Raw genomic sequence first — 22,527 nt, forward strand, 5'->3', positions numbered from 1 at the left:
CAGTTCAAAAGCAACTTTTTTACCTGCTTAATTAATTTTTATTTTATCTATTTTTTGACTCCTTAATTGCCCACATGCTGCATCTTTATCTCTACCTCTACTTGCACGAACACTTACAGCAATTCCTCTATTTTCTAATTGCTCTCTAAAACTATTAACTCTGGATTGACTTGGTCGTTTAAATTTCTCTTCAGCAATGGGATTATAAGCTATCAAATTCACATGGCTTTGAAATCCTCTCATCAGATTAGCTAATTGTTCTGCATGAAAATCTTCATCATTCAAACCACCAAGGAGGATATATTCAAAACTTACTCGTCTACCAGTTAGCTCTATATATTTTTTACAGTCGTTTAGCAATGAAGTTATTGGATAAGAACTAGCTGAAGGAATTATCAACTCACGCAAATCCTGATTAGGTGCATGAAGACTAACAGCAAGAGTGAACTTCACTCTTCCTAAACGTTCTTGAGCTAATTTTGCTAGATCTGGAAGAGTATCAGGTATTCCAACAGTGCTAACAGTTATTTTCCTTTGACCAATTCCAATATCATTAGTAAGACATTCAATCGAATCTAAAACATTACGAATATTTAAAAGTGGCTCTCCCATCCCCATGAAAACCACATGAGTTGGTCTCCTATTCATTGTTTCTCTAACACTAATAACTTGATCAATTATCTCATTGACATCAAGAGATCTATTAAGTCCCCCTTTGCCAGTTGCACAAAACTTACAGCCCATAGGACAGCCAATTTGACTTGAGACACAAACAGTCAGTCTTTTATCTGTCGGTATTCCTACTGTCTCAATGATTTCACCATCAAAAGTACCCATCAATAACTTTAAAGTTGAATCATCTGCAACTACTCTATGGATTTCATCAAGTCTTCCAATCTTTATACCTTTATTTTCTAAAGAATCTCGCCATTTCTTGGGAAGAACAGATATTGAATCTAATTTTTTTGCCCCTTTATGATAAATCCATTCATAAATCTGTCTGCCACGAAATGCTTTTTCACCTTCCTGAAGAGCAAAATCTTCTAGTTTTTTCGAACTTAAACCAAGTAAAGATGAATTACTTGAAAATTTTGAAAATTTGGTCACCAATTCATTAAACCATGACCCAATTTAAACTCCAAAATAACTAATGCAATAAAACCAATCATTGCCCATCTACCATTGACACGTTCTGTATGGGTATGAAAGCCATATCGAGGTAATTTACGTTTTGGGACTACGGGTGGTTCAATCATCGCTCAACTTTTAAGTAAAAGAAATTAATATTAGAAAATTAAAAAGATTATTGTAGAAATTTGATTTATTCATCTGAAAGTAAGCCTTCTTCTTGCAAGCCTTCTAAAGCAGCAGGATCCGGCATTTGGTCCTCAGGTGAATCATCATCACCTGTTGGGCGTGCAAATGCTGCAAAATTACTCGTTGTCGGATCAATTCCATGTCTACTTCTTGTTGCCTCTAAATCTTCTTCACTTGGATCATCTAAAACAGAAGTATTCTTAGCTACTGGAGAAGATGGCATATCAACAGTGTAGTCAGGTCTAAGATTTTGTATCCTTCGATAACCTGCTGGGTCTTCTGCCAAAATATCTGGATGAGGACCTGCTTCAGCATTTAACTCTTCAACAAAGCCACTAAAACCAGTACCTGCAGGTATGAGGCGACCAATAATAACATTTTCCTTGAGTCCACGAAGCCAATCAGACTTACCTTCAATTGCCGCTTCTGTTAGAACACGTGTTGTTTCTTGGAAAGAAGCAGCTGATATAAAGCTATCTGTATTAAGTGACGCTTTAGTAATACCAAGTAAAACAGGAGTAAATTCTGAAGGGGCACCTCCAGTAATTGATATAGCCTGATTGGTATCTTCAACTTGCCTCAATTCTATTAATTCTCCTGGTAAAAATGTTGTATCACCAGCATCTTCAATTCTCACTTTACTCGTCATCTGACGAACTATTACCTCTATGTGTTTATCGTCAATAGCTACTCCTTGTGACTTATAAACATTTTGGACTTCACTTACCATTCTATGCTGTAATTTAGCAATTGCTTCCTGAGCAGCATCCATTAATGGTTTTTTATCGCGCAGATCTAGGAAAAAACATTCCAAAAGCTCATGAGGATTAACCGGTCCATCAGTCAAGAACTCACCTGCAACAACTTGTTGACTATTTCTAACCATTACGTTACGTCCCAATAGAATTGGATATTCAGTAATCTCGTCATTATCTTCGATAATAGACACAACGACAGAATCATCGTCATCTCCCTTCTTAATATCTACTGTTCCAGATTTTTTACACAGAATCGCTGAATCCCTGGGTCTACGAGCCTCAAGCAACTCTTCAATCCTTGGTAATCCTTGAACAATATCTCCTGTTTTTTGCCTTTCGAAAACTAATAACGCCAACCCATCACCTCTTTGAACGAGATCTCCATCGCGAACATGAAGGACCGAGTCTGGAGAGACCATATAAGGTCTACCAAGACGCAACTTAACTTTATTCCCATCTATCTTTTCGATTTCTCCACAAGAACCGATTGGTTGGTCTTTTGAGACGAAGTCTCCATCTACAACCCTTTCTCCAACCTTCAAAAGAGAAGCACCTTTAGACTCAATTGTAATTGTATCCTCTTCCCTCTCAACTATGAGTCGACGTATTGGATCACCTTCTAGAGCATCAGGGAGTTGAACAATTCCCTCTTGCTTACACAGTATCTGAGTTGTCGCTACAACATCTCCAGCTAAAACAATTTGAGCATTTTCTATCTGTAATTCAGTATGTGTTGATCCATGACTGGAGTCAGATGTAGTATCTCTTCTTACTAAAATACTTTCAAGAATAACTAATTTCAGCCTATCAACACTCTTTGAATTCGAGTCTTTAACGACTTCAACATCTACCGTCATCTGTGGCGTTGTATCGAACGTCTCAAGCATCAGTTGTGTTTTAAGCAACTCAATACCTTCAACAGATTTAATGAGTTCTCCATCTTTAAATGCAAGTCTTTGAGATGCTTTGATTCCTAGTGATGGTCCTTTTGGTTGTTTAACATGAGCCAGCTCAGGCAATTGCGCTTCGTCAGGAATAGTGTATTCCTCGACTGGTCTCATTAGAAGGCCTTTACCTTCTGGTGTCTCAACTGATTGAACCAATACCATCGATTCAGCTTTAATACCCTTAGATATAGTCTCACCAGGGTTAACTATTTGTCCTTCACCCTCAAATCTGTCAAGAACTTTGCTTTCTTTACATATTTTGAACGTTCCGCTTCTAACAATAATTTCTCTAAGAATATCATTTTTCTGTGTAACAGTTACTATTCCCGCTGTCTGACTAAAAATATCCTTGACGACTTCTGTGCCTGCCTCTATCCATTGACGATCTTTAATCATCAACAATGAAATATCTTTATTTATTTCATGAGTTTCTTGAGGAATCCATAAAAGAGTTCCACCTTTGCTGACTTCATATCCATTCTTGGCCGAACGAGCTTTCTTAATTGTTAATCCAGGGGCATATTTTACAAGTCCGCCAGTTTCTGTTTTAAACCGATCATCAGCTAACTCAGCTATGACCTCGTTATTTCCAATTTTACTTCCAGGAATAGTATTCAATCGATATCTAGTATTATCTTTCGCTTCCAGATGCCATATCTCACCAGAGTGAGTCGACTCTTCTAAAAGTTTAAAGTCTTTTAAAGTCATCGACGTCGTAACAATTTGAACTTCTCTAGAATCACCAATGGAGTCTCTAAGTCTCACTTCACCTCCAAACTCACTTGCCTGGCTTGCTTCTGCTAAAACTTGCCCTTTAATTACAGAAACGTTCCCAGAAACTACTGGCATAGCATTAGGAGGTAAATTATATACATCACCAGCCAAGACCCAAAGTCTCCCAAGTCGTTGAGCTTTAAGAGTTATATTACCTTGCCTATCTGTAACTTCTTTTGGTTGAATGATGGATTCATATCTAACTTGACCAGCTAAATCACAAATAACATCTTTAGTAGCCTTCTCGACACTTTTTTGAACTGCACCAGTTGCAATCTGCGCAACAGTAACATCAACCTCAATATCTTGATTATTATCTACAAAAAGTAGAGATCCGTTGGGAATATCAATTTTTTGTGGTTTATGACCACTTGATGGAACGATACTAAGACTGAAATCAACTTCCGCTTGCTGAGCCTCAACGCCATGAGGAGTCCTATAACCTCTGACACGGGCTTTTGAACCAAATTGAACTTTTCCTGAAATAGTAGAACGAACTACACCAGTTTCTGCAGTTGAAACTCCACCAGTATGGAAAGTTCTCATGGTGAGCTGGGTCCCAGGCTCCCCAATAGATTGAGCAGCAACAATTCCTACGGCTTCCCCTAAGTCAACTAATTGATTGTGTGCTAGCGCCCAACCATAACATTTACGACACACTGACCTTGTCGCCTCACATGTAAGGGGAGACCTAACCCTGATACCTTGGACATGAGATTGCTCAAACTTCTTTGATAGCTGTGGATCAATTGGAGTATCTCTTTCAGCTAAAATTTCTTGCTCTGTATTAACTATTTGTTCAGATGTCAGACGTCCAACAAGCCTATTGCCATATTTTCCATCCTCAGCATCTATTAAAATTGATCTTGTAGTACCACAATCCTCCTCTCTAACAATTACATCTTGAGCAACATCAACTAAACGTCTAGTTAAATATCCAGAATCAGCAGTTCTAAGAGCTGTGTCAACAAGACCTTTTCGAGCTCCATAGGAAGAAATTACATATTCAGTAACTGTAAGTCCTTCTCTAAAATTCGTTCTTATTGGCAAGTCAATGATCTCACCCTGGGGATTTGCCATTAATCCCCTCATCCCAACAAGCTGACGAACTTGAGACATATTCCCTCTGGCTCCTGAATTAGCCATCATCCATACAGAATTTAAAGGATCGTTCTGGTTAAAATTCTTTTTAACTGCATCGACCAATCTTTCATTAGTTTCTGTCCATGTGTCTATAACTTTTGTATGCCTCTCAACTTCAGTAATTTCTCCTAACCTATAGCATTCCTCAGTAGCAGTAATTTGTTCTTCAGCCTGACCAAGTAAATCTTGCTTTGCTTCTGGAACCTTTAAATCATCAACAGAAATTGAAACTGCTGCTTGTGTTGCATATCTGAAACCAAGATCTTTCAAGTCATCAGCCATAGCAGCGGTTGCGGCTGTTCCATGATTTTTAAATGCCCATGCAACCAAATTCTTTAAACCTTTCTTATCAACTACTTTATTCCTAAATGGTGGCGGAGTTTTAGAAAGTCTTTCAACAGTTTTTATTGCTGCTGCTTTTTTTGCTTTAGAACCTCTTTTTGCTTTGGATTTAGTAGAGGATTTACGAGTTTTAGGAGATGAAGAAGTCATGAAAAAGCTATTTAAAAATAAAGAAAATTAGTTCTGAGAGCTATGAAGTGGCTGCTACAGCGTCAATGATTGTATGATTCATGACAACGCGACCAACTGTAGTCAATATGTATCGGCTAATAAGACTGCCATCTTCATCTAAGCGGTCTCGTCGGAATGTCCATTCTTCAACACGAGTACCATCTTTCAAAGTCTCCGCCTTTCGTGGTTCTTGAAGCTCATCGTCATCCTCTACTTCACCTAAGAATCGAACCCATACCCAATCATGTAAATCTATTCGTTTATCTTCAAGAGCTTGTATGACATCTTCAAGTGATGCATATGTTTGTGCATAATTCCCAAACTTAGGTTGACTTGCTTGAGGCTGGATTGCGGTTAGGTAATAGGAACCTAAAACCATATCTTGAGATGGAGTAACGATTGGATCTCCAGTCGCAGGGGAAAGAATATTATTACTAGCCAACATCAACATCCTTGCCTCTGTTTGCGCCTCTATAGCCAAGGGCACATGTACAGCCATTTGATCACCATCAAAGTCAGCATTAAAAGCAGGACATACTAATGGATGTAGCTGTATAGCCCGACCAGCAACTAATTTAGGCTCAAAAGCTTGAATCCCAAGCCTGTGCAAAGTAGGAGCACGATTAAGGAGAATTGGATGACCATCAATTACTTCCTGTAAAACTTGCATCACTTCATCGTCTGCTTTTTGAATCAATTTCTTTGCAGCCTTAATATTATTTACAATATTTTGACGAATCAATCTGTGAATAACAAAAGGTTGAAAAAGCTCTATTGCCATTTCTTTAGGCAATCCACATTGATGCATTTTCAACTTAGGACCAACTACAATTACTGAACGACCAGAATAATCAACTCTTTTTCCAAGTAAGTTCTGGCGGAATCTACCCTGCTTACCCTCAATAATATCGCTTAAAGATTTCAAGGGACGATTATTTGCACCAACAACAGTCCTTCCTCTTCTCCCATTATCAATTAGTGCATCTACAGCCTCCTGTAACATCCTTTTCTCATTTCTAACTATTATTTCTGGAGCTAAGATTTCCTGAAGACGAGCTAGACGATTATTCCTATTTATCACTCTTCTATATAGGTCATTCAAATCGGAAGTAGCAAATCTACCCCCATCCAATTGAACCATGGGTCTTAAATCAGGAGGTATTACAGGTATCGCATCTAAAACCATCCATTCTGGGCTTGCACTAGTAGCAATAAAGTTATCTATTACTCTTAATCTCTTAATAAGCTTAGCCCTTTTTTGTCCTTTACTAGTTGCTATTTCTTCCCTTAACTGCTCGGCTACTTCTTTCAAATTCAAGTCTTCGAGTAATTGCTTTAAAGCCTCTGCACCTATTCCAACAATAGGTTCATTCTCAATGGTTGAATCCTCAGCATAAATCTCATCTTCAATTTCAAGCCATTCATCTTCAGTTAATAACTGCTTATATTTAAGATCCTTACTATCACCAATATCTAAAACCACATAACAATTAAAGTAAACTATCTGCTCTACATCTCTTAGAGGCATGTCCAATAAGATAGCTACATAGCTAGGAATACCTTTTAAATACCAAACATGAGAAACAGGGGCTGCTAATTTTATAAATCCCATTCTATGCCTTCTTACACGACTTTCAGTGACTTCTACGCCACATCTTTCGCAAACAATTCCACGATGTCTAACTCTTTTGTATTTTCCACAATGACATTCCCAATCTTTTGAAGGGCCAAAGATTTTTTCACAAAACAAGCCATCCATCTCGGGCTTCAATGTCCTGTAATTTATTGTCTCAGGTTTTGTAACTTCACCTACCACTTGACCATTGGGCAAAGTTCTCTGCCCCCATTCCATAACTCTTTCAGGCGAAGCTAATTTAATTTTGACGTAATCAAAATGATTTTCTGTGCGTAGATTGCTGTTAGTCATGAGAAGTTTGGGTGTTTTGAGATTGTTCCAGTTGAGCCGATTACTCTTCGTACTCTTTACCTAATGATTCATAAGTAGGCCTACTTGGAGTACTTCTACGTGGATTCACATCTTGCATAAGATCAACCTCTTTACCGTCATCTGTATAAACTCCAATATCAAGTCCCAAAGACTGAAGTTCTCTCATTAAAACTTTAAATGATTCAGGAGTCCCAGGTCTTGGAATTGGTTTTCCTTTAACGATGGAGTTAAGAGCTTCATTTCGACCTTGCATATCATCAGACTTCACAGTAAGAAGTTCTTGCAAAGTATAAGCAGCACCATAAGCCTCTAGTGCCCAAACTTCCATTTCTCCCAATCTCTGCCCACCTTGCTGTGCTTTACCTCCAAGAGGTTGTTGAGTAACTAAAGAATATGGACCTGTCGAGCGAGCATGAATTTTATCGTCAACTAGGTGAACAAGTTTCAGGAAATGTGCATAGCCTACAGCAACTGGTTGATCAAAAGGCTCGCCTGTTCGACCATCAGTAAGAAGTAACTTTCCAGGATCTTCAGGGTTATACACCCATGATTTACCTGGCTGTTTTGCAGCTTCTTTTAAGTATGATTGAACAGTCTTGTTAGACATCTCTGAACCATACATCTCATCGAATGGGACAACTTTTACGCGACAATTCAAGTTTGAAGCAGCCCATCCCATGAGAAGTTCAAAAACTTGCCCTACATTCATTCGACTCGGAACACCTAGTGGGTTAAGGCATATATCTACAGGAGTTCCATCAGGGAGGTAAGGCATATCCTCTCTGGGAAGTATCCTACTAATAATTCCTTTATTACCATGCCGGCCAGCCATTTTATCGCCAACTTGAATCTTCCTGCGTTGAGCGACATAGACCCTCACCACCATATTTGCACCAGGGGGTAGTTCATCACCTTGTTCTCTTGTATATATTCTGACATCCACTACTCTTCCTCTCTCAGTTGAAGGAACTCGAAGAGAGTTATCTCTAACATCCCTAGCTTTCTCTCCAAAAATAGCTCTTAAAAGCTTTTCCTCTGGTGGTTGATCTGATTCTCCTTTTGGAGTTACTTTTCCGACTAAAATATCTCCACTCTCAACAAAAGCTCCAATTCGAATAATCCCCATTTCATCCAAATTCCCAAGACTTTCTTCTGAGACATTTGGGATTTCCCTTGTTATTTCTTCCGGACCTAACTTGGTTTGACGTGCTTCAATTTCATATTTTTCTATATGCACTGAAGTATATAGATCATCTGTAACTAATCTTTCGCTAACCAGAATTGCATCTTCATAGTTGTAGCCTTCCCATGGCATATATGCAATTAAAACATTTTGACCAAGGGCTATTTCTCCCCCCTCACATGCTGATCCATCTGCTAGTACTTGCCCAATAATAACTTGATCACCATTAATAACTATAGGCCTATGGTTTAAACACGTATCTTGATTTGATCTTTGATATTTTTGTAAGTAATGAGTATGGTCATTTCCTTCTTCATCAGTAACGACAATTGCATTCGCATCGACATAAGTTACTGTTCCATTTACTTTTGAAATTGGAACCATTCCAGAATCTCTAGCAACTTGAGTTTCTAAACCAGTTCCAACAAGAGGTCTTTCTGGACGCAAAAGAGGAACTGCTTGTCTTTGCATGTTGGAACCCATCAAAGCTCGGTTCGCATCATCATGTTCAATAAATGGAATTAGTGATGCAGCTACTGAAATAACCTGCACAGGTGAAAGTTGGACATAATCAACTTGCTCAGGTGGAACAGTTTCAAAGTCTTGTCGATACCTAACCGGAACAAGTTCTGTCAATATTTTTCCTTCTTCGTCGGTAGCCACATCACCAGGTGCGACCCTGCATTCATCTTCTAAATCTGCAGATAAATAAATAGGATCTCCTTCTTTGATTAATCTTCCATTTTCTACTTTCCAAAAAGGTGTCTCGATAAAACCATATTCATTAACTCGAGCGTGAGTTGCTAATGAATTTATAAGACCCGCATTTGGACCTTCAGGCGTTTCGATAGGACATAATCTTCCATAATGAGATGGATGAATATCTCTGACTGCAAAACCAGCTCTTTCACGAGTTAATCCCCCTGGTCCTAAAGCAGATATACGTCTTTTATGTGTTAATTCTGCTAATGGATTGGTTTGATCCATGAATTGACTTAGTTGACTAGATCCAAAAAATTCTTTTATTGCGGCAACCAAAGGTTTTGGATTAACTAATTGTGCTGGAGTAAGAGAGTCTGTTTCCCCAACTGTCATTCTCTCTTTAATTATTCTTTCGAGTCTGTTTAAACCAACTCGGACTTGATTTTGTAAAAGTTCTCCAACTGACCTTACTCTTCTATTCCCTAAATGATCTATATCATCCAAAGTTGCTCCACCAACATCAAGCTCTAGGTTAATTAAATAATCTAAAGTTGATAGAACATCTTCATTAGTAAGTGTTCTTACAGTATCGGGAATAGTAAGCCGTAACTTTTTATTTATTTTATATCTACCTACCCTTCCAAGGTCATAACGTTTTGGATCAAAAAATCTTGTTTGAAGCAGCTGTTGCCCGCCACTAACAGATGGAGGCTCACCGGGTCTAAGCTTCTTGTAGAGCTCTAGCAATGCCTGGTCTTCTGAACTTATACCCTCTTCATTTGCTGCATCAATTGACTTTTTGTAAAACTCAGGATGTCTCAACTTATCGATAACATCATTATCTGATAAACCCATTGCCCTCATAAGGACATGAGCATTAATTTTCCTTGTTTTATCTACTCTTACATGTAAAAGATCATTTTTGTCAGTTTCAAACTTTAACCATGCTCCTCTATTTGGGATAACACTCGCGTTATAAGTTCTTCTACCATTTTTATCTTGCTCATCTTTGAAATAAACTCCAGGACTTCGAACAATTTGATTAACTATTACTCTTTCAGCACCGTTTATTATAAAAGTTCCTCGCTCCGTCATCAAAGGAAGTTCACCTATAAATACTTCTTGTTCTTTAATTTCACCTGTTTCTTTATTAACTAAGCGACAAGTAACATACATTTGAGAAGCAAAAGTTGCATCTCTTCTTTTTGCTTCTTCTACATCGTGCCTTGGACGCTTTAATTTATATTCTTCACCAATAAAATGTAATTCCAACTTACCTGTGTAGTCAGTAATTGGTGAAAAATTGTCTAATTCTTCTATTAAGCCTTTATCCAAAAACCACTTAAAACTTGATCTTTGCACCTCAACCAGATCAGGCAGATATGTAGCTGCTTTGGCTACCTGAATCGCGCTTCTGCTCATTCGAGAACCTGCGTTTATTATGTAGAGGACGGGGTGGATGTCTTGTCCTTTGGGTCGAAAATGGTCTTTACTAAGAAAAAACAAATAACAATCTTTAGAAAGACTGCCGTCTGAAGATGAATTTACTTAATTAACGAACAAACTGACTCAATAAGGTAGGACCTAAAAGCGTGGATAAAACGCTTTTCACGACAATAAATAACTCTACACTCAAATCTGATAATTAACTAGGGGGAAATCATGATATTTAAGGCAACCCAAACAATTCCCTTGCATTTCTAGTGGTTTTTTCTGCAATTTCAGAAAAACTCTCACCTCTAAGCTCTGAAATTTTATCAACTACATGCTTTACAAAAGAAGGTTCATTTCTCTTGCCCCTATGAGGAACGGGTGACAAAAAAGGACTATCGGTCTCAACCAAAAACATATTGGGAGGCACCTCTTTTGCACATTCATGGATATCGATGGCGTTTTTGAAAGTCACATTTCCACTAAAGCTTATGTGAAAACCAAGATTAAGGAACTCTTCCATCTCTTTTACATTTCCACTCCAGCAATGCATGACTCCTTTTGGACAGCAACCATCAGCATCAAGATTTGAGAAGACTTGAAGCATTTCCTTTGCAGCATCTCTGCAATGAACAATGACAGGTAAATTCAATTCAAAAGCCAGGTTCAATTGTGGAATTAAAATAGATAACTGCTCGCTCAAGTTCTCTGCTTTAAAAAGATCTAGACCTAACTCTCCTATCGCAACAACTCGATTATCATCAATGGCTGCATTTTTCAAAACACCTAAAGTCTCATTCTCCCAATGATGTGCATCCAATGGGTGTACTCCAACTGAATATCTCAATTCCTCAAATTGATCAGCCATTGACTTGATAGCCGGGATTTCAGAAGGCTCTACGCAAGCATGTAATAAAGCTCTCACTCCCTCTGCTCGCCACCTTGCTGCAACTTTTTCTCTATCTTCATTAAAGTTAGAGAATACGATATGACAGTGACTATCAATTATTGAACTTTTGGGATAGTTCAAGATAGAAAATAAATTATTCTCAAAATACTAAATTATTTATTCTCATACAGCTTCCTTCAAAACTTTCTTAAGAGCACCGCTCAATCTAGATTTCTGATTGGCTCCAGTATTTCTATGCAAAACTCCTTTTTTAACAGCTTTATCAATTTTGCTGAAGGCTAAATTAAATGCTTTTTGAAGATTTGCTTTAGATTCTTCTCCAGGCTCTTTTTCAAAAATCCCACAAGCAACGAAGCACCGCTTGATTAGCGTGCGAACTGTAGATTTGTAATTTTTGTTTTCAAGGCGGTTGCGTTCCGCAATTTGAATTCGCTTTTTAGCTGATTTAGTATTTGCCACGGAGGCTTAGTGTTTTAGTCTTATATTAATCCACACTACCTCAAGACCATGAAGAAGATCTACATAAATCAAAATTAAGGCATAAGATAATCAAATTGAACCAATAGCCAAAAGTTCATGACGCAAATATTTAATAAAGATAAGGTTCAAACAGCCTTCTCAAATCAATCCATTATAAAAATTGTTGAAAATTTTGAGCAAGCTCAGTCTGAGCTTAAAAGAATTACTCAGAGGACCTCTGGAGACGTTCAAGATAAAGCTATTAAAGTTGTCAAAGATATTCTTAAAAGTGTTAGAGATAAGGGGGATCAAGCTCTTAAAGAATACACATCCCGTTTTGATGGATTCTTAGCTGAAGAATTGCAAGTACCATCAAATTTAATACTAAAAGCTTGGGAAGAAACGCCTAAGGCTTTGCAAGATTCACTTCTATTAGCAAAGCAAAGAATTGAAAAATTTCACAGTTTACAGGTACCAAAAAATATCACTTATGTTGGACCTCACGGTGAAAAATTGGGAAGAAGATGGAGTCCAGTTGAAAAAGCTGGAATCTATGTTCCTGGAGGAAGAGCAGCCTATCCAAGTACTGTTTTAATGAATGCTATTCCTGCATATGTTGCAGGTGTCAAGCAAACAATAATGGTTTCTCCTGGCAACTCTAAAGGAGAGATAAATAAAACAGTTTTAGCTGCAGCACATATTTCTGGCATCAACAAAGTTTTTCGAATTGGAGGAGCTCAAGCCATTGCCGCACTTGCTTATGGAACTGAATCAATTCCAAAAGTTGATGTAATTACTGGTCCTGGAAATATATATGTAACCTTAGCAAAGAAAAATGTTTATGGAAAAGTAGGAATTGATTCTTTGGCTGGTCCAAGTGAAATTCTCATAATTGCAGATAAATCAGCAAAATTGGAACATGTTGCAGCAGATATGTTAGCGCAATCAGAACATGATCCTCTTGCTTCAGCAATACTAATCACTACTGATACACAATTAGCCAAAAAATTACCCGCAGAAATTGAACGCCAATTAACTAATCATCCAAGATTTGAAATATGCAAAAAATCAATTCATGATTGGGGTTTAATAGTTATTTGTAATGATTTACAAACTTGTATAAAATTAAGTGATGTTTTTGCTCCAGAACATCTTGAATTACTTGTAGAAAATCCCAAAAAATTATCCAAACAAATTAAAAATGCTGGAGCAATATTTATGGGTTTATGGAGCCCAGAGGCTATTGGAGATTATCTTGGAGGACCAAATCACACGCTTCCTACTTCAGGGACTGCAAGATTTGCTGGAGCTCTTGGGGTTGAAACTTTTATGAAAAATACTTCACTTATAGATTTTTCAAAAGAAGCCTTTAATCAAACTAAAAGTGCTGTCGTGCAGTTAGCTAATAGTGAAGGTTTGCATAGTCACGCAGAATCAATTCGAATTAGAGATTCTAAATCTTGTTAAGTGATTCAACCCCCACTACTTCATTTTCTACTTTGCCAACTAGTACCTCATCAGTAAGATTTACAAAAAGTCCATTTTCAAGAACACCTGGAATGTTGTTAATTTGACTCTCAAGTAATTCTGGTTTATCAATACCATTTTTAAAAGTTAAATCGAGTATCAAGTTTCCCTGATCAGTAACTACTGGCCCTGCCTTTTTTTGGGCCATCCTCAGATTCCCATCTCCTCCCATGTCATTTAAGGTTTTTTGTACTTGTTTCCAAGCTGAGGGAAGGACCTCTACAGGTAATTTGAAATCTAAGTTCAATTTCTCAACAAGTTTTGTTGAGTCAATAACAACTATAAATTTTCTAGCCAAAGCAGCAACAAGTTTTTCCTGTACATGACAAGCTCCTCCTCCTTTAATAAGTTGAAATCTGGGATCAACTTCATCTGCGCCATCAATTGCAAGGTCAATTTCTGAAACAGACGCAAGAGATTTGAGTGGTATACCTAATTCAGAAGCAAGAACTTCACCCTGAAAAGAAGTTGTCACTCCAACAACATCTTTAATTTCTCCTGATTTTATTTTCAAAGCAAGAGATTCAATCATCAAAGCTGCTGTAGACCCAGAGCCAAGACCAAGAATCATCCCATTTTTTATTTGACCTACAGCAGCATTAGCAACTGCCTTTTTCATCTGAGTTTGAAGATCCATTTAGTCGTACCTTTTCGAGTGACAGTAGCAAGATTTTTAGCTTATTCCAGGTAAAGCAGCTGGCTTAATAGAAAGATTAATCTCTTTATTATTTCTAAGAACATCCAATTTGAAAGGTTTTCCTATTTGAGCATTCTCAACTTGTAAAAGCAAAGATTTTGGATCGCTAATTTCATTTCCCTCTGCATTGATAACAAGATCACCTCTTCTTAGCCCTCCCTCCTCAGCTGGACTTTGAGGAATTACAGATTGTACAAGTGCTCCAGATCTTTCTGGTAAAAAAATCAATGCATTTGGATCTTGATTGTGCTCTTTGGCTATTCTTTCATTTAATAAAACCAATTGAGCGCCCAAATATGGATGTACAACCTCGCCATTAGCAAGCAACTGATTAGTAACTTTTGAAGCAAGGTTTATTGGAATTGCAAATCCTAATCCAGCTCCAGGGCCTGATCGGACCAGAGTATTTATTCCAATAACTTCTCCATTGGAATTGATCAATGGTCCACCAGAATTTCCTGGATTTATTGCTGCGTCAGTTTGGATTAAATCCAATCTTTTATCAGAAAAGCCAAGGCTATTTATATCTCTATGGAGGCTGCTGACTATACCCAATGTAACTGTGCTTTCAAGGCCATAAGGAGTCCCCAGAGCAATTGCCCAATCCCCAACTTGAATATCTTCGGAGTCTCCCAATTTTGCACTTTCTAAACCAGAAAATTCTTCAATTTTTACCAAAGCCAAGTCAGTCACTTGGTCAGATCCAATTACTTTCCCATCCACCTGATTGCCGTTTTGAAGAGTGATAGCAACATGATCCACTCTTTCAACAACATGAGCATTTGTGAGAACTAATCCAGAACTATCAATTATCACTCCAGAACCCTGACCCCTCTCTTTTTGGGGGAAAGAACCCAAATCTCCTAAAAGATCTCTTAACAAAGGATCTAATAAATCAGATTCAAATTCGTTTGCTTGAAGTTCCCTTTCAATATCAATTCTCACTACCGATGGTGAAACCTTTCTGGCCACATTGGCAACAAAACTATGAGGTTCAGTTAATTGAAAACCCTCTGATGCGTTTACCAATGAAGGGGTAAACATGAGGAAAAAAAGAATTGTTGCACGAAAAAATATATTGCTAGTCTTACGCATGATTTCTAACTTTTTAAGGCTAAACATAACTAGTCAAAACGTTTGGAAAGAATAAAGTAGATAATTGCAAAACAAGAAGTATTTGATTTTAGAGGTAACCGAAACCTTTATCTAGTAATATTTAGTTGCCTGACGGTACCTCTTTAAATAGAGGCGGGTCAAAACTTAAACCGGTCGGGCCACCTGTCCGACCTCGACACTGCCTTTTGTCTAATCAAACCGTTATAGAATTGAAAGCTCTTGCAGCAAAGTCGGCAACTAATAAAGGCTTTGATGTAACTGATTTTAAGATGTTTACTCATTTAAATCCCTTATCAATTCAAGTTAATATCCGACACAAAAATCCTGATAAGAAAGTCACTATTGATGACTGCACGATGCTTAGTGAATATATTGATGAAGCTATTCACAATTCGTCAATCCTTGATCAAACTTTTACCTTAGAGATTAGTAGCGAGGGGGTTGGTGAAATCCTAAGTGAGGAAAAAGATTTTCAAGTTTTCAAAAGTTTCCCAATCGAAGTTACTTATCAGGATTTAAAAAAAAATGAACAACAAACAAATGGTTTGCTTCTAAAAAGGTCAAATGTTGATCTACAAATAAATCAAAAGGGAAAAATTCTTCGTATCCCTGTCGAAGACATTATTCAAGTCCGACTTACAACACCTTCTGGTTAAGATCTAGATATTAACTATCTAACCCAATCACTCTCATCTCTATATCCCATCATCGATGGCTCTTGTTTTACTCCCAGGCTTAAATAACTTAATTGAAGACATTAGTGAGGAAAAAAAACTTCCATCACAAGTTGTCGAAGCTGCTCTAAGAGAAGCACTTTTAAAAGGTTATGAAAGATATCGAAGAACTCTGTACTTAGGTATTAGCGAGGATCCTTTTGAAGATGACTATTTCAGTAACTTTGATATTGGTTTGGATCTAGAAGAAGAAGGATATAGAGTTTTGGCAAGCAAAATAATAGTTGAAGAAGTTGAGAGCGAAGATCATCAAATAGCAATAGCAGAGGTTATGCAAGTAGCTGATGATGCTCAAGTTGGCGATACAGTTGTCCTAGACGTGACACCAGAGAAAGAAGATTTTGGAAGGATGGCTGCGGCAACAACTAAACAGGTTTTAGCCCAAAAGTTGAGAGATCAGCAAAGAAGAATGATTCAAGAGGAATTTGCTGATTTAGAAGACCCAGTACTAACTGCCAGAGTAATCAGATTTGAAAGACAATCTGTAATTATGGCTGTGAGCTCAGGTCTAGGAAGACCAGAAGTCGAAGCAGAGCTTCCAAGGAGAGACCAATTACCCAATGATAATTATCGAGCAAATGCAACATTTAAAGTATTTCTTAAAGAAGTTAGTGAGGTACCTAGACGAGGACCTCAACTTTTTGTAAGCAGGTCAAATGCTGGATTGGTAGTTTATTTATTTGAAAATGAAGTTCCTGAAATACAAGAAGGATCTGTTCGTATTGTTGCTGTTGCTCGTGAAGCTAATCCACCTTCAAGAGCAGTAGGTCCAAGGACAAAAGTAGCTGTTGATAGTATTGAAAGAGAGGTTGACCCAGTTGGAGCATGTATTGGTGCCAGAGGATCTAGAATTCAGCAGGTAGTTAATGAACTTCGAGGAGAAAAGATTGATGTAATACGCTGGTCTTCTGATCCTATTCAATACATTTGTAACTCACTAAGTCCTGCAAGAGTAGAAGTAGTCAGGCTAGTAGATCCTGAAGGTCAGCATGCGCATGTTTTAGTCCCTCCAGATCAACTTAGTCTTGCCATTGGGAGAGAAGGTCAAAATGTAAGACTTGCAGCAAGGCTAACTGGCTGGAAAATAGATATCAAAAATTCTCAGGAATATGATCAAGCTAGTGAGGATACTGAAGTTGCAGAATTAATTTCTCAGAGAGAAGAGGAAGAATCTTTACAAAGAGAAGCTGAGCAAAGATTAGAAGCAGAACAAGCCGCAAGAGCTGAGGAAGATGCAAGATTACGAGAACTTTATCCTCTACCAGAGGATGAAGAAGATTTCCAAAATGAGCAAATTTTAGAAATGGAGCAAGATGAAACAGTCAGTCAATCTGAAGAAAGTGACATAGCAGAACTAACCGAAGAGTCTTTTGGAGACGATAAAATAATAGAAGAGGAAGGAACCCGGTGAGTCAAAATCCCATTCTGCGTCGATGCGTAGCTTGTAAAAAAGTTCTTGATCGCAAGTATCTTTTGAAAGTTACTAGAGATATTCAGAATGGAGTAGTTCTCTCAAGCGGGATGGGAAGATCTGCCTATCTCTGTCCAACTGAATCATGTTTTGAGGAAGCTTTGAAGAGAAAACGATTACAAAAAGCCTTGAGATGTGAGATTCACTCAAGCGTTTTCAATATGCTCCAAAAAGAACTTAATACCTGCATTGATTCAGATACTGAGGCATGATGTAAATGAAGAGAACTCACTTAACTCAAACACCAAATCTAAAGTTCAAGAACAACATTAATGACCAGCAGCGGCAAAATCAGAATTTATGAGTTGTCCAAGGATTTAAGCCTTGACAATAAAGAAGTGCTAGACGCAGCTCGAAAGCTTGCTATTTCAGCAAAAAGCCATAGCAGTTCAATAAGCAGTCTTGAGGCTAACAAAATTAAACACTTTCTAAAAAAAGAAAGTGTTGAAAAAACGCCCAATAAAACAAATAAAAAATTAGATAAAGAGATACTTTCTGTTAAAAAAAGTTCAACCAAAGCCCAAAAAAGTCAAAAGGCCGAGATCAAGCAAAATACCCATGCTAGAGCAGAACATTCACAATCAAAGTTAAATGTCCCTTCTAAACCTAATCCAACTTTAGTTAAATCTCAAGAATCGACGTCCTCAAAAAACCAACTTGCTAATCAGCAACAAAGAACAACCTCACCATCAAAACCAAACAAACCACTGCCTCCTAAACCAAGAATCGAGACAAAACCAAACATTTCTAAACTAATAACCAAAACGGATGGGAAACCCCCTCTTCCCGAACGAAAAAAAGATAATGAATTAAATAGTCAACCAAAAAATATAGCACCAGCGAAAACTCCAATAAATAAACCACAAATAAGTTATCAGCAGGGACCAAAAAGGCCATTAGCCCCTCCAAGCAGACCAAAAATAAATATTCAAGATAAAAAACAATCACAATCAAACAATCAACAAACAAACACCAATCAAGGTGCAATTCCTAATAAGAAAGTTGGACCGGGTAATTTCCAAAGAATCAAAAATCAGAATAAACAAAATTACCCTTCAAGACCACCACAGAAGCCTAGTAAAGGAAATACTCTTGAATTAGTAGGAGCGCCAATACGAAGAGAAAAACCTATAAATAAACCTCAAACTAACGAGGCAAGAAACAAGCCCTCAATACCAACCAGGCCTGGTGCACCAAAACCCCCAGTTTCATCCAATCGTCCTAATACAAATAATCGAGGAGGGGGGCCCACTCGTCCTGGTGCGGCAAATCGTCAAGGAGGTAACCGTGGAGGTGGAGTACCTAATAGGCCTATTCAAGGTCAAAATCGTCCAGGAGTTAATAGTCGAACTGGGGGACCAGTTCGTTCTGGATCTCCAAGTCGAGGTGCAGGGCAAAATAGGCAAGGAGTTCCACTAAGAACTGCTGGGGGGCCAAATCGTTCTAATAATCGTCCAGGAGTTCCATCTGGCATGCGAAAGCCAGTTGCACCAAGTGAATTGATGCAACTGCAGAAACCACAAGCCAGACCAAGTGGTCCTCAAAGAAAATCTGATTCTCCAACTAGTCCCAAATCAAAACGAGAGAACTCAACTGGTGCAAGGCCACCAGTAAATAGGCCCTCTCCAGCAGCCCCTAAAAAACCAGCTCATAGGCCTGGTGGAGCTCCAGCCCCAAGAAGGACAGGGAGACCTGACTGGGATGACAGTGCAAAGCTAGATGCTTTAAGAAATAAGTCTCCTCAAAAACAGCGTCAAAAAGTCCATATCATTGGAGAAAATGATGATGCTCTTACAGCAGAAACAAGCGGCTTTGCAGGCGAACAACAAGCAGTCGTTCTTTCAGCGAGCTTGGCTCGACCATCTAAACCTAAAACTGGCAAGAAAAACAATGGGAAGCCTTTAACCGCTCTTAAAAAACGTAAGAAAGAAACAACACGTCAAAGACAAAGAAGACGGGCAATGGAATTAAGGGCCGCTAGAGAAGCAAAACTGGTTCGCCCTGAAATGATTGTTGTTCCAGAAGATAATCTCACAGTTCAAGAACTCGCTGACATGTTGAGTGTTGAGAGCTCTGAAATAATCAAATCATTATTTTTTAAAGGAATTACTGCCACTGTCACCCAATCCCTAGATCTTGCAACAATAGAGACAGTTGCGGAAGAGTTTGGAGTCCCTGTTCTTCAGGATGATGTTGAAGAGGCAGCAAAGAAGACTGTTGAAATGATTGAGGAGGGAGATTTAAAACACTTAATAAGAAGACCTCCCGTAGTAACTGTTATGGGGCATGTTGATCATGGAAAAACATCTTTATTAGACGCTATTAGAAAAGCGAGGGTTGCAGCAGGAGAAGCTGGAGGTATAACTCAACACATCGGTGCTTATCAAATTGAAACTGAACATGATGGATCAACGAGGAAACTAACTTTCCTTGACACACCAGGCCATGAAGCCTTTACAGCGATGAGAGCCAGGGGAACAAGGGTGACAGATGTAGCGATTTTGGTTGTAGCGGCTGATGATGGCGTCAGGCCTCAAACCCTTGAAGCCATAAGCCACGCAAGAGCAGCAAAAGTTCCAATCGTGGTTGCAATCAATAAAATTGATAAAGAAGGAGCATCTCCCGATCGCGTAAAACAAGAGTTATCAGAACAAGATTTATTGTCAGAAGAATGGGGAGGGGATGTAGTTATGGTCCCTGTTAGCGCAGTTAAATCCGAAAACATAGATAAACTTCTAGAAATGGTTTTGCTCGTTACTGAAGTAGAGGACCTTCAAGCAAACCCAGACAGGTTGGCTAAAGGGACTGTTATAGAAGCCCACTTAGACAAGGCGAAAGGACCTGTTGCCACTTTATTAGTTCAAAACGGTACTCTTAAATCAGGAGATGTGGTTGCAGCTGGTCCAGTGCTTGGGAAAGTAAGAGCTATGGTAGATGAAAATGGATCAAGAATTAAAGAAGCAGGGCCATCTTGTCCAGTAGAAGCTTTGGGATTCAGCGAAGTTCCAACGGCTGGAGATGAGTTTGAGGTTTACCCAGATGAAAAGACAGCAAGATCGGTAGTCGGAGAGCGAGCCACAGATGCACGAGCCGCCCGCCTTGCTCAACAAATGGCTTCCAGGCGGGTATCACTTTCTTCGATGTCTGGACAAGCTAGTGAGGGTGACCTCAAAGAATTAAATATTATTCTTAAGGCTGATGTTCAAGGAAGTTTAGAAGCAATTCTTGGTTCTCTGGAACAACTTCCCAAAGACGAAGTCCAAGTGAGGGTATTGTTATCAGCCCCCGGTGAAATCACTGAGACTGATGTTGACCTAGCGGCAGCCTCAGGTGCAGTCATTGTAGGATTTAATACTTCCATGGCATCCGGTGCTAAGCGTGCAGCTGATGCAAATGGTGTAGACGTAAGAGATTATGAGGTTATTTATAAACTTTTAGAAGATATACAATTAGCCATGGAGGGTCTTCTAGAACCAGAAATGATTGAAGAAAGTCTAGGGGTTGCAGAGGTAAGAGCAATATTCTCAATTGGTAAAAGTGCTGTAGCTGGTTGCTATGTAACAAACGGAAAAATACAACGAAATTGTCGCGTCAGAGTTAACCGAGGTAAGCAAATAGTTTTTGAAGGCGATCTAGATTCACTCAAGAGAAACAAAGACGATGTGAAAGATGTTGCTACTGGTTTCGAATGCGGAATAGGTTGTGATCGCTTCGCAAACTGGGAAGAGGGAGATCAAATAGAGGCCTTCAAGCTTGTCACTCAAAGAAGAAAGTTGACCAATTAACTTTTTAAATCAGCAGGAAGTTAAAGCTAAATAGACATAAAACTACTAATGTCTAAAGATTTAATCATCAGATGGTTTATTTCTATCTTTCAAAAGTAAAAAGCCAAGAATTAATAAAGCAGAGGTTTGGATTACAAAATCATTCATAGAGACCGTATCTCCTGTAATGAGTTTGCTAAACATAATAAAAAAGCCTAGAGCGGCCGACCCAAAAAGAGCTATCCATAAAGCTCTTCTTAATCCCCTAAAAGGATTTTTAGACTCATTTAGCAGTCTAGATCTTAAATTAGGATCCAAATTGGATTCAGGCTTATTAGGATTTTTCAAAAATAAACTCAAAGTTTATAATTTTATTCTAATGCCGGTGTAGCTCAGGGGTAGAGCAACTGATTCGTAACCAGTAGGTCGGTGGTTCAATTCCACTCATCGGCATCAAATTTTTCAGAATCTTAGAAAAAACAAAAAAATCAATCTTATAAAAGCCTGAATGGAAAGTTAATTCAAAACAAGCAAAAAGTATCTTAAAAGTATTTAATTTATAAATAAAATAAGCTAGTTCTAATCTCTTAAATCCATATTATGGAAATTAAAAATTAATATCATATACAGAGGTAAAAATCAAAGATTCAAAAATAGATATAATTTATTTATTTAAAATTTTATATTTATATTAATATAAAACCCCTCGCTTATCTATGATCACTATATCATTCCTATTTGATCGTATTATCTTTGACAAAAAATAACCTTTTCCATCAAAACTATTTAAATAGGCTTGATCTTCCAAAAGAATAAAAAAAGTATACTCTCCTTTTTCTAGCCTAAATTTAAATATCCCTTCATCATTTGTCATAGATATCCTTTTAATAGATCTAATTTTATTTATTGGAATAGATTCTTTTGTTGGTTTAGCTAAAATCTTTCCTTTTGCCACGAGAATTTTAGCCCCACTAATTGGAATATTCCTAATAGAATCCTCATACATTGGATTTTGAATGCCAGCTGACATCACTGCTTTTCCAGTAACATCAAAAAGAGGAGGTTTAAAAGAATTAAATACTCCAAAAACAACCAGAAAAAATAAAATTAAATAAAAAGTTTTTATATTCACT

At 38.0% G+C, this 22,527-nt stretch carries 16 protein-coding genes and 1 tRNA gene; 6 read left to right on the forward strand and 11 right to left on the reverse strand.

The genetic code is table 11. From position 1 onward, the window contains the following. Positions 1-27: 27 nt before the first annotated feature. From rlmN to rpsT, 7 genes are all read right to left on the reverse strand, one after another. Positions 28-1,107, reverse strand: coding sequence for a dual-specificity RNA methyltransferase RlmN (gene rlmN / locus AC6EJB_RS06090; RefSeq protein ID WP_498490464.1), 1,080 nt, complete (start codon positions 1,105-1,107; stop codon positions 28-30). Then, entirely contained in the window at positions 1,104-1,256 is a 153-nt protein-coding gene (locus tag AC6EJB_RS06095) for a CAB/ELIP/HLIP family chlorophyll-binding protein (protein ID WP_498490465.1), read from the reverse strand. The genes rlmN and AC6EJB_RS06095 overlap by 4 nt, the downstream gene beginning before the upstream one ends. A gap of 65 nt (positions 1,257-1,321) precedes the next feature. After that, a complete protein-coding gene (locus AC6EJB_RS06100; protein WP_498490466.1) occupies positions 1,322-5,431 on the reverse strand; it encodes a DNA-directed RNA polymerase subunit beta' in 4,110 nt (1,369 codons plus the stop codon). Between the two features lie 40 nt (positions 5,432-5,471). Further along, on the reverse strand, positions 5,472-7,379 hold the full coding sequence (locus tag AC6EJB_RS06105; RefSeq protein ID WP_498490467.1) for a DNA-directed RNA polymerase subunit gamma: 1,908 nt from the start codon (positions 7,377-7,379) through the stop codon (positions 5,472-5,474). Between the two features lie 40 nt (positions 7,380-7,419). After that, positions 7,420-10,707: a DNA-directed RNA polymerase subunit beta gene (rpoB, locus tag AC6EJB_RS06110; protein WP_498490468.1), complete on the reverse strand. Its 3,288-nt coding sequence runs from the start codon at positions 10,705-10,707 to the stop codon at positions 7,420-7,422. Between the two features lie 247 nt (positions 10,708-10,954). After that, on the reverse strand, positions 10,955-11,746 hold the full coding sequence (locus AC6EJB_RS06115; protein WP_498490469.1) for a TatD family hydrolase: 792 nt from the start codon (positions 11,744-11,746) through the stop codon (positions 10,955-10,957). Between the two features lie 42 nt (positions 11,747-11,788). Beyond that, on the reverse strand, positions 11,789-12,085 hold the full coding sequence (rpsT, locus tag AC6EJB_RS06120) for a 30S ribosomal protein S20 (protein WP_498490470.1): 297 nt from the start codon (positions 12,083-12,085) through the stop codon (positions 11,789-11,791). A gap of 117 nt (positions 12,086-12,202) precedes the next feature. On the opposite strand from rpsT, the gene hisD reads away from it, so the two are divergent. Then, positions 12,203-13,552, forward strand: coding sequence for a histidinol dehydrogenase (hisD, locus tag AC6EJB_RS06125; RefSeq protein ID WP_498490471.1), 1,350 nt, complete (start codon positions 12,203-12,205; stop codon positions 13,550-13,552). Here hisD and rpiA read toward each other — a convergent pair. Together rpiA and AC6EJB_RS06135 are read right to left on the reverse strand one after the other, a co-directional pair. Next, positions 13,539-14,249: a ribose-5-phosphate isomerase RpiA gene (gene rpiA, locus AC6EJB_RS06130; protein ID WP_498490472.1), complete on the reverse strand. Its 711-nt coding sequence runs from the start codon at positions 14,247-14,249 to the stop codon at positions 13,539-13,541. The genes hisD and rpiA overlap by 14 nt on opposite strands. Before the next feature lie 36 nt (positions 14,250-14,285). Beyond that, a complete protein-coding gene (locus AC6EJB_RS06135) occupies positions 14,286-15,431 on the reverse strand; it encodes a trypsin-like peptidase domain-containing protein (protein WP_498490473.1) in 1,146 nt (381 codons plus the stop codon). A gap of 98 nt (positions 15,432-15,529) precedes the next feature. Between AC6EJB_RS06135 and AC6EJB_RS06140 the strand changes: the two genes are divergently transcribed. From AC6EJB_RS06140 to infB, 4 genes are read left to right on the forward strand one after another with little or no spacing between them, the layout of a single operon-like run. Further along, the gene (locus tag AC6EJB_RS06140; protein ID WP_498490474.1) at positions 15,530-16,081 is read left to right on the forward strand and encodes an LSm family protein; all 552 of its coding nucleotides are present in this window, start codon (positions 15,530-15,532) and stop codon (positions 16,079-16,081) included. A 55-nt stretch (positions 16,082-16,136) separates the two neighbouring features. Continuing rightward, the gene (gene nusA / locus AC6EJB_RS06145) at positions 16,137-17,570 is read left to right on the forward strand and encodes a transcription termination factor NusA (RefSeq protein WP_498490475.1); all 1,434 of its coding nucleotides are present in this window, start codon (positions 16,137-16,139) and stop codon (positions 17,568-17,570) included. Next, positions 17,567-17,842 carry a YlxR family protein gene (locus tag AC6EJB_RS06150; protein ID WP_498490476.1) on the forward strand — a complete coding sequence of 92 codons (276 nt, stop codon included), beginning with the start codon at positions 17,567-17,569 and terminating at the stop codon, positions 17,840-17,842. The genes nusA and AC6EJB_RS06150 overlap by 4 nt, the downstream gene beginning before the upstream one ends. A 60-nt stretch (positions 17,843-17,902) precedes the next feature. After that, positions 17,903-21,415 (forward strand): translation initiation factor IF-2, encoded by a 3,513-nt coding sequence (infB, locus tag AC6EJB_RS06155; RefSeq protein WP_498490477.1) that lies wholly within the window; start codon positions 17,903-17,905, stop codon positions 21,413-21,415. A gap of 60 nt (positions 21,416-21,475) precedes the next feature. Here the strand turns inward: infB and AC6EJB_RS06160 are convergent, their stop codons facing one another. After that, complete coding sequence (locus AC6EJB_RS06160; protein WP_498490478.1) at positions 21,476-21,742, reverse strand: DUF3493 domain-containing protein; 267 nt, start codon at positions 21,740-21,742, stop codon at positions 21,476-21,478. Positions 21,743-21,775: 33 nt separating this feature from the next. On the opposite strand from AC6EJB_RS06160, the gene AC6EJB_RS06165 reads away from it, so the two are divergent. Further along, positions 21,776-21,847, forward strand: a tRNA-Thr gene (locus tag AC6EJB_RS06165). A gap of 238 nt (positions 21,848-22,085) precedes the next feature. Here the strand turns inward: AC6EJB_RS06165 and AC6EJB_RS06170 are convergent. Then, positions 22,086-22,526: a hypothetical protein gene (locus tag AC6EJB_RS06170; protein ID WP_498490479.1), complete on the reverse strand. Its 441-nt coding sequence runs from the start codon at positions 22,524-22,526 to the stop codon at positions 22,086-22,088. Position 22,527: the final 1 nt, after the last annotated feature.

The organism is Prochlorococcus sp. G4PB17, assembly GCF_059772445.1.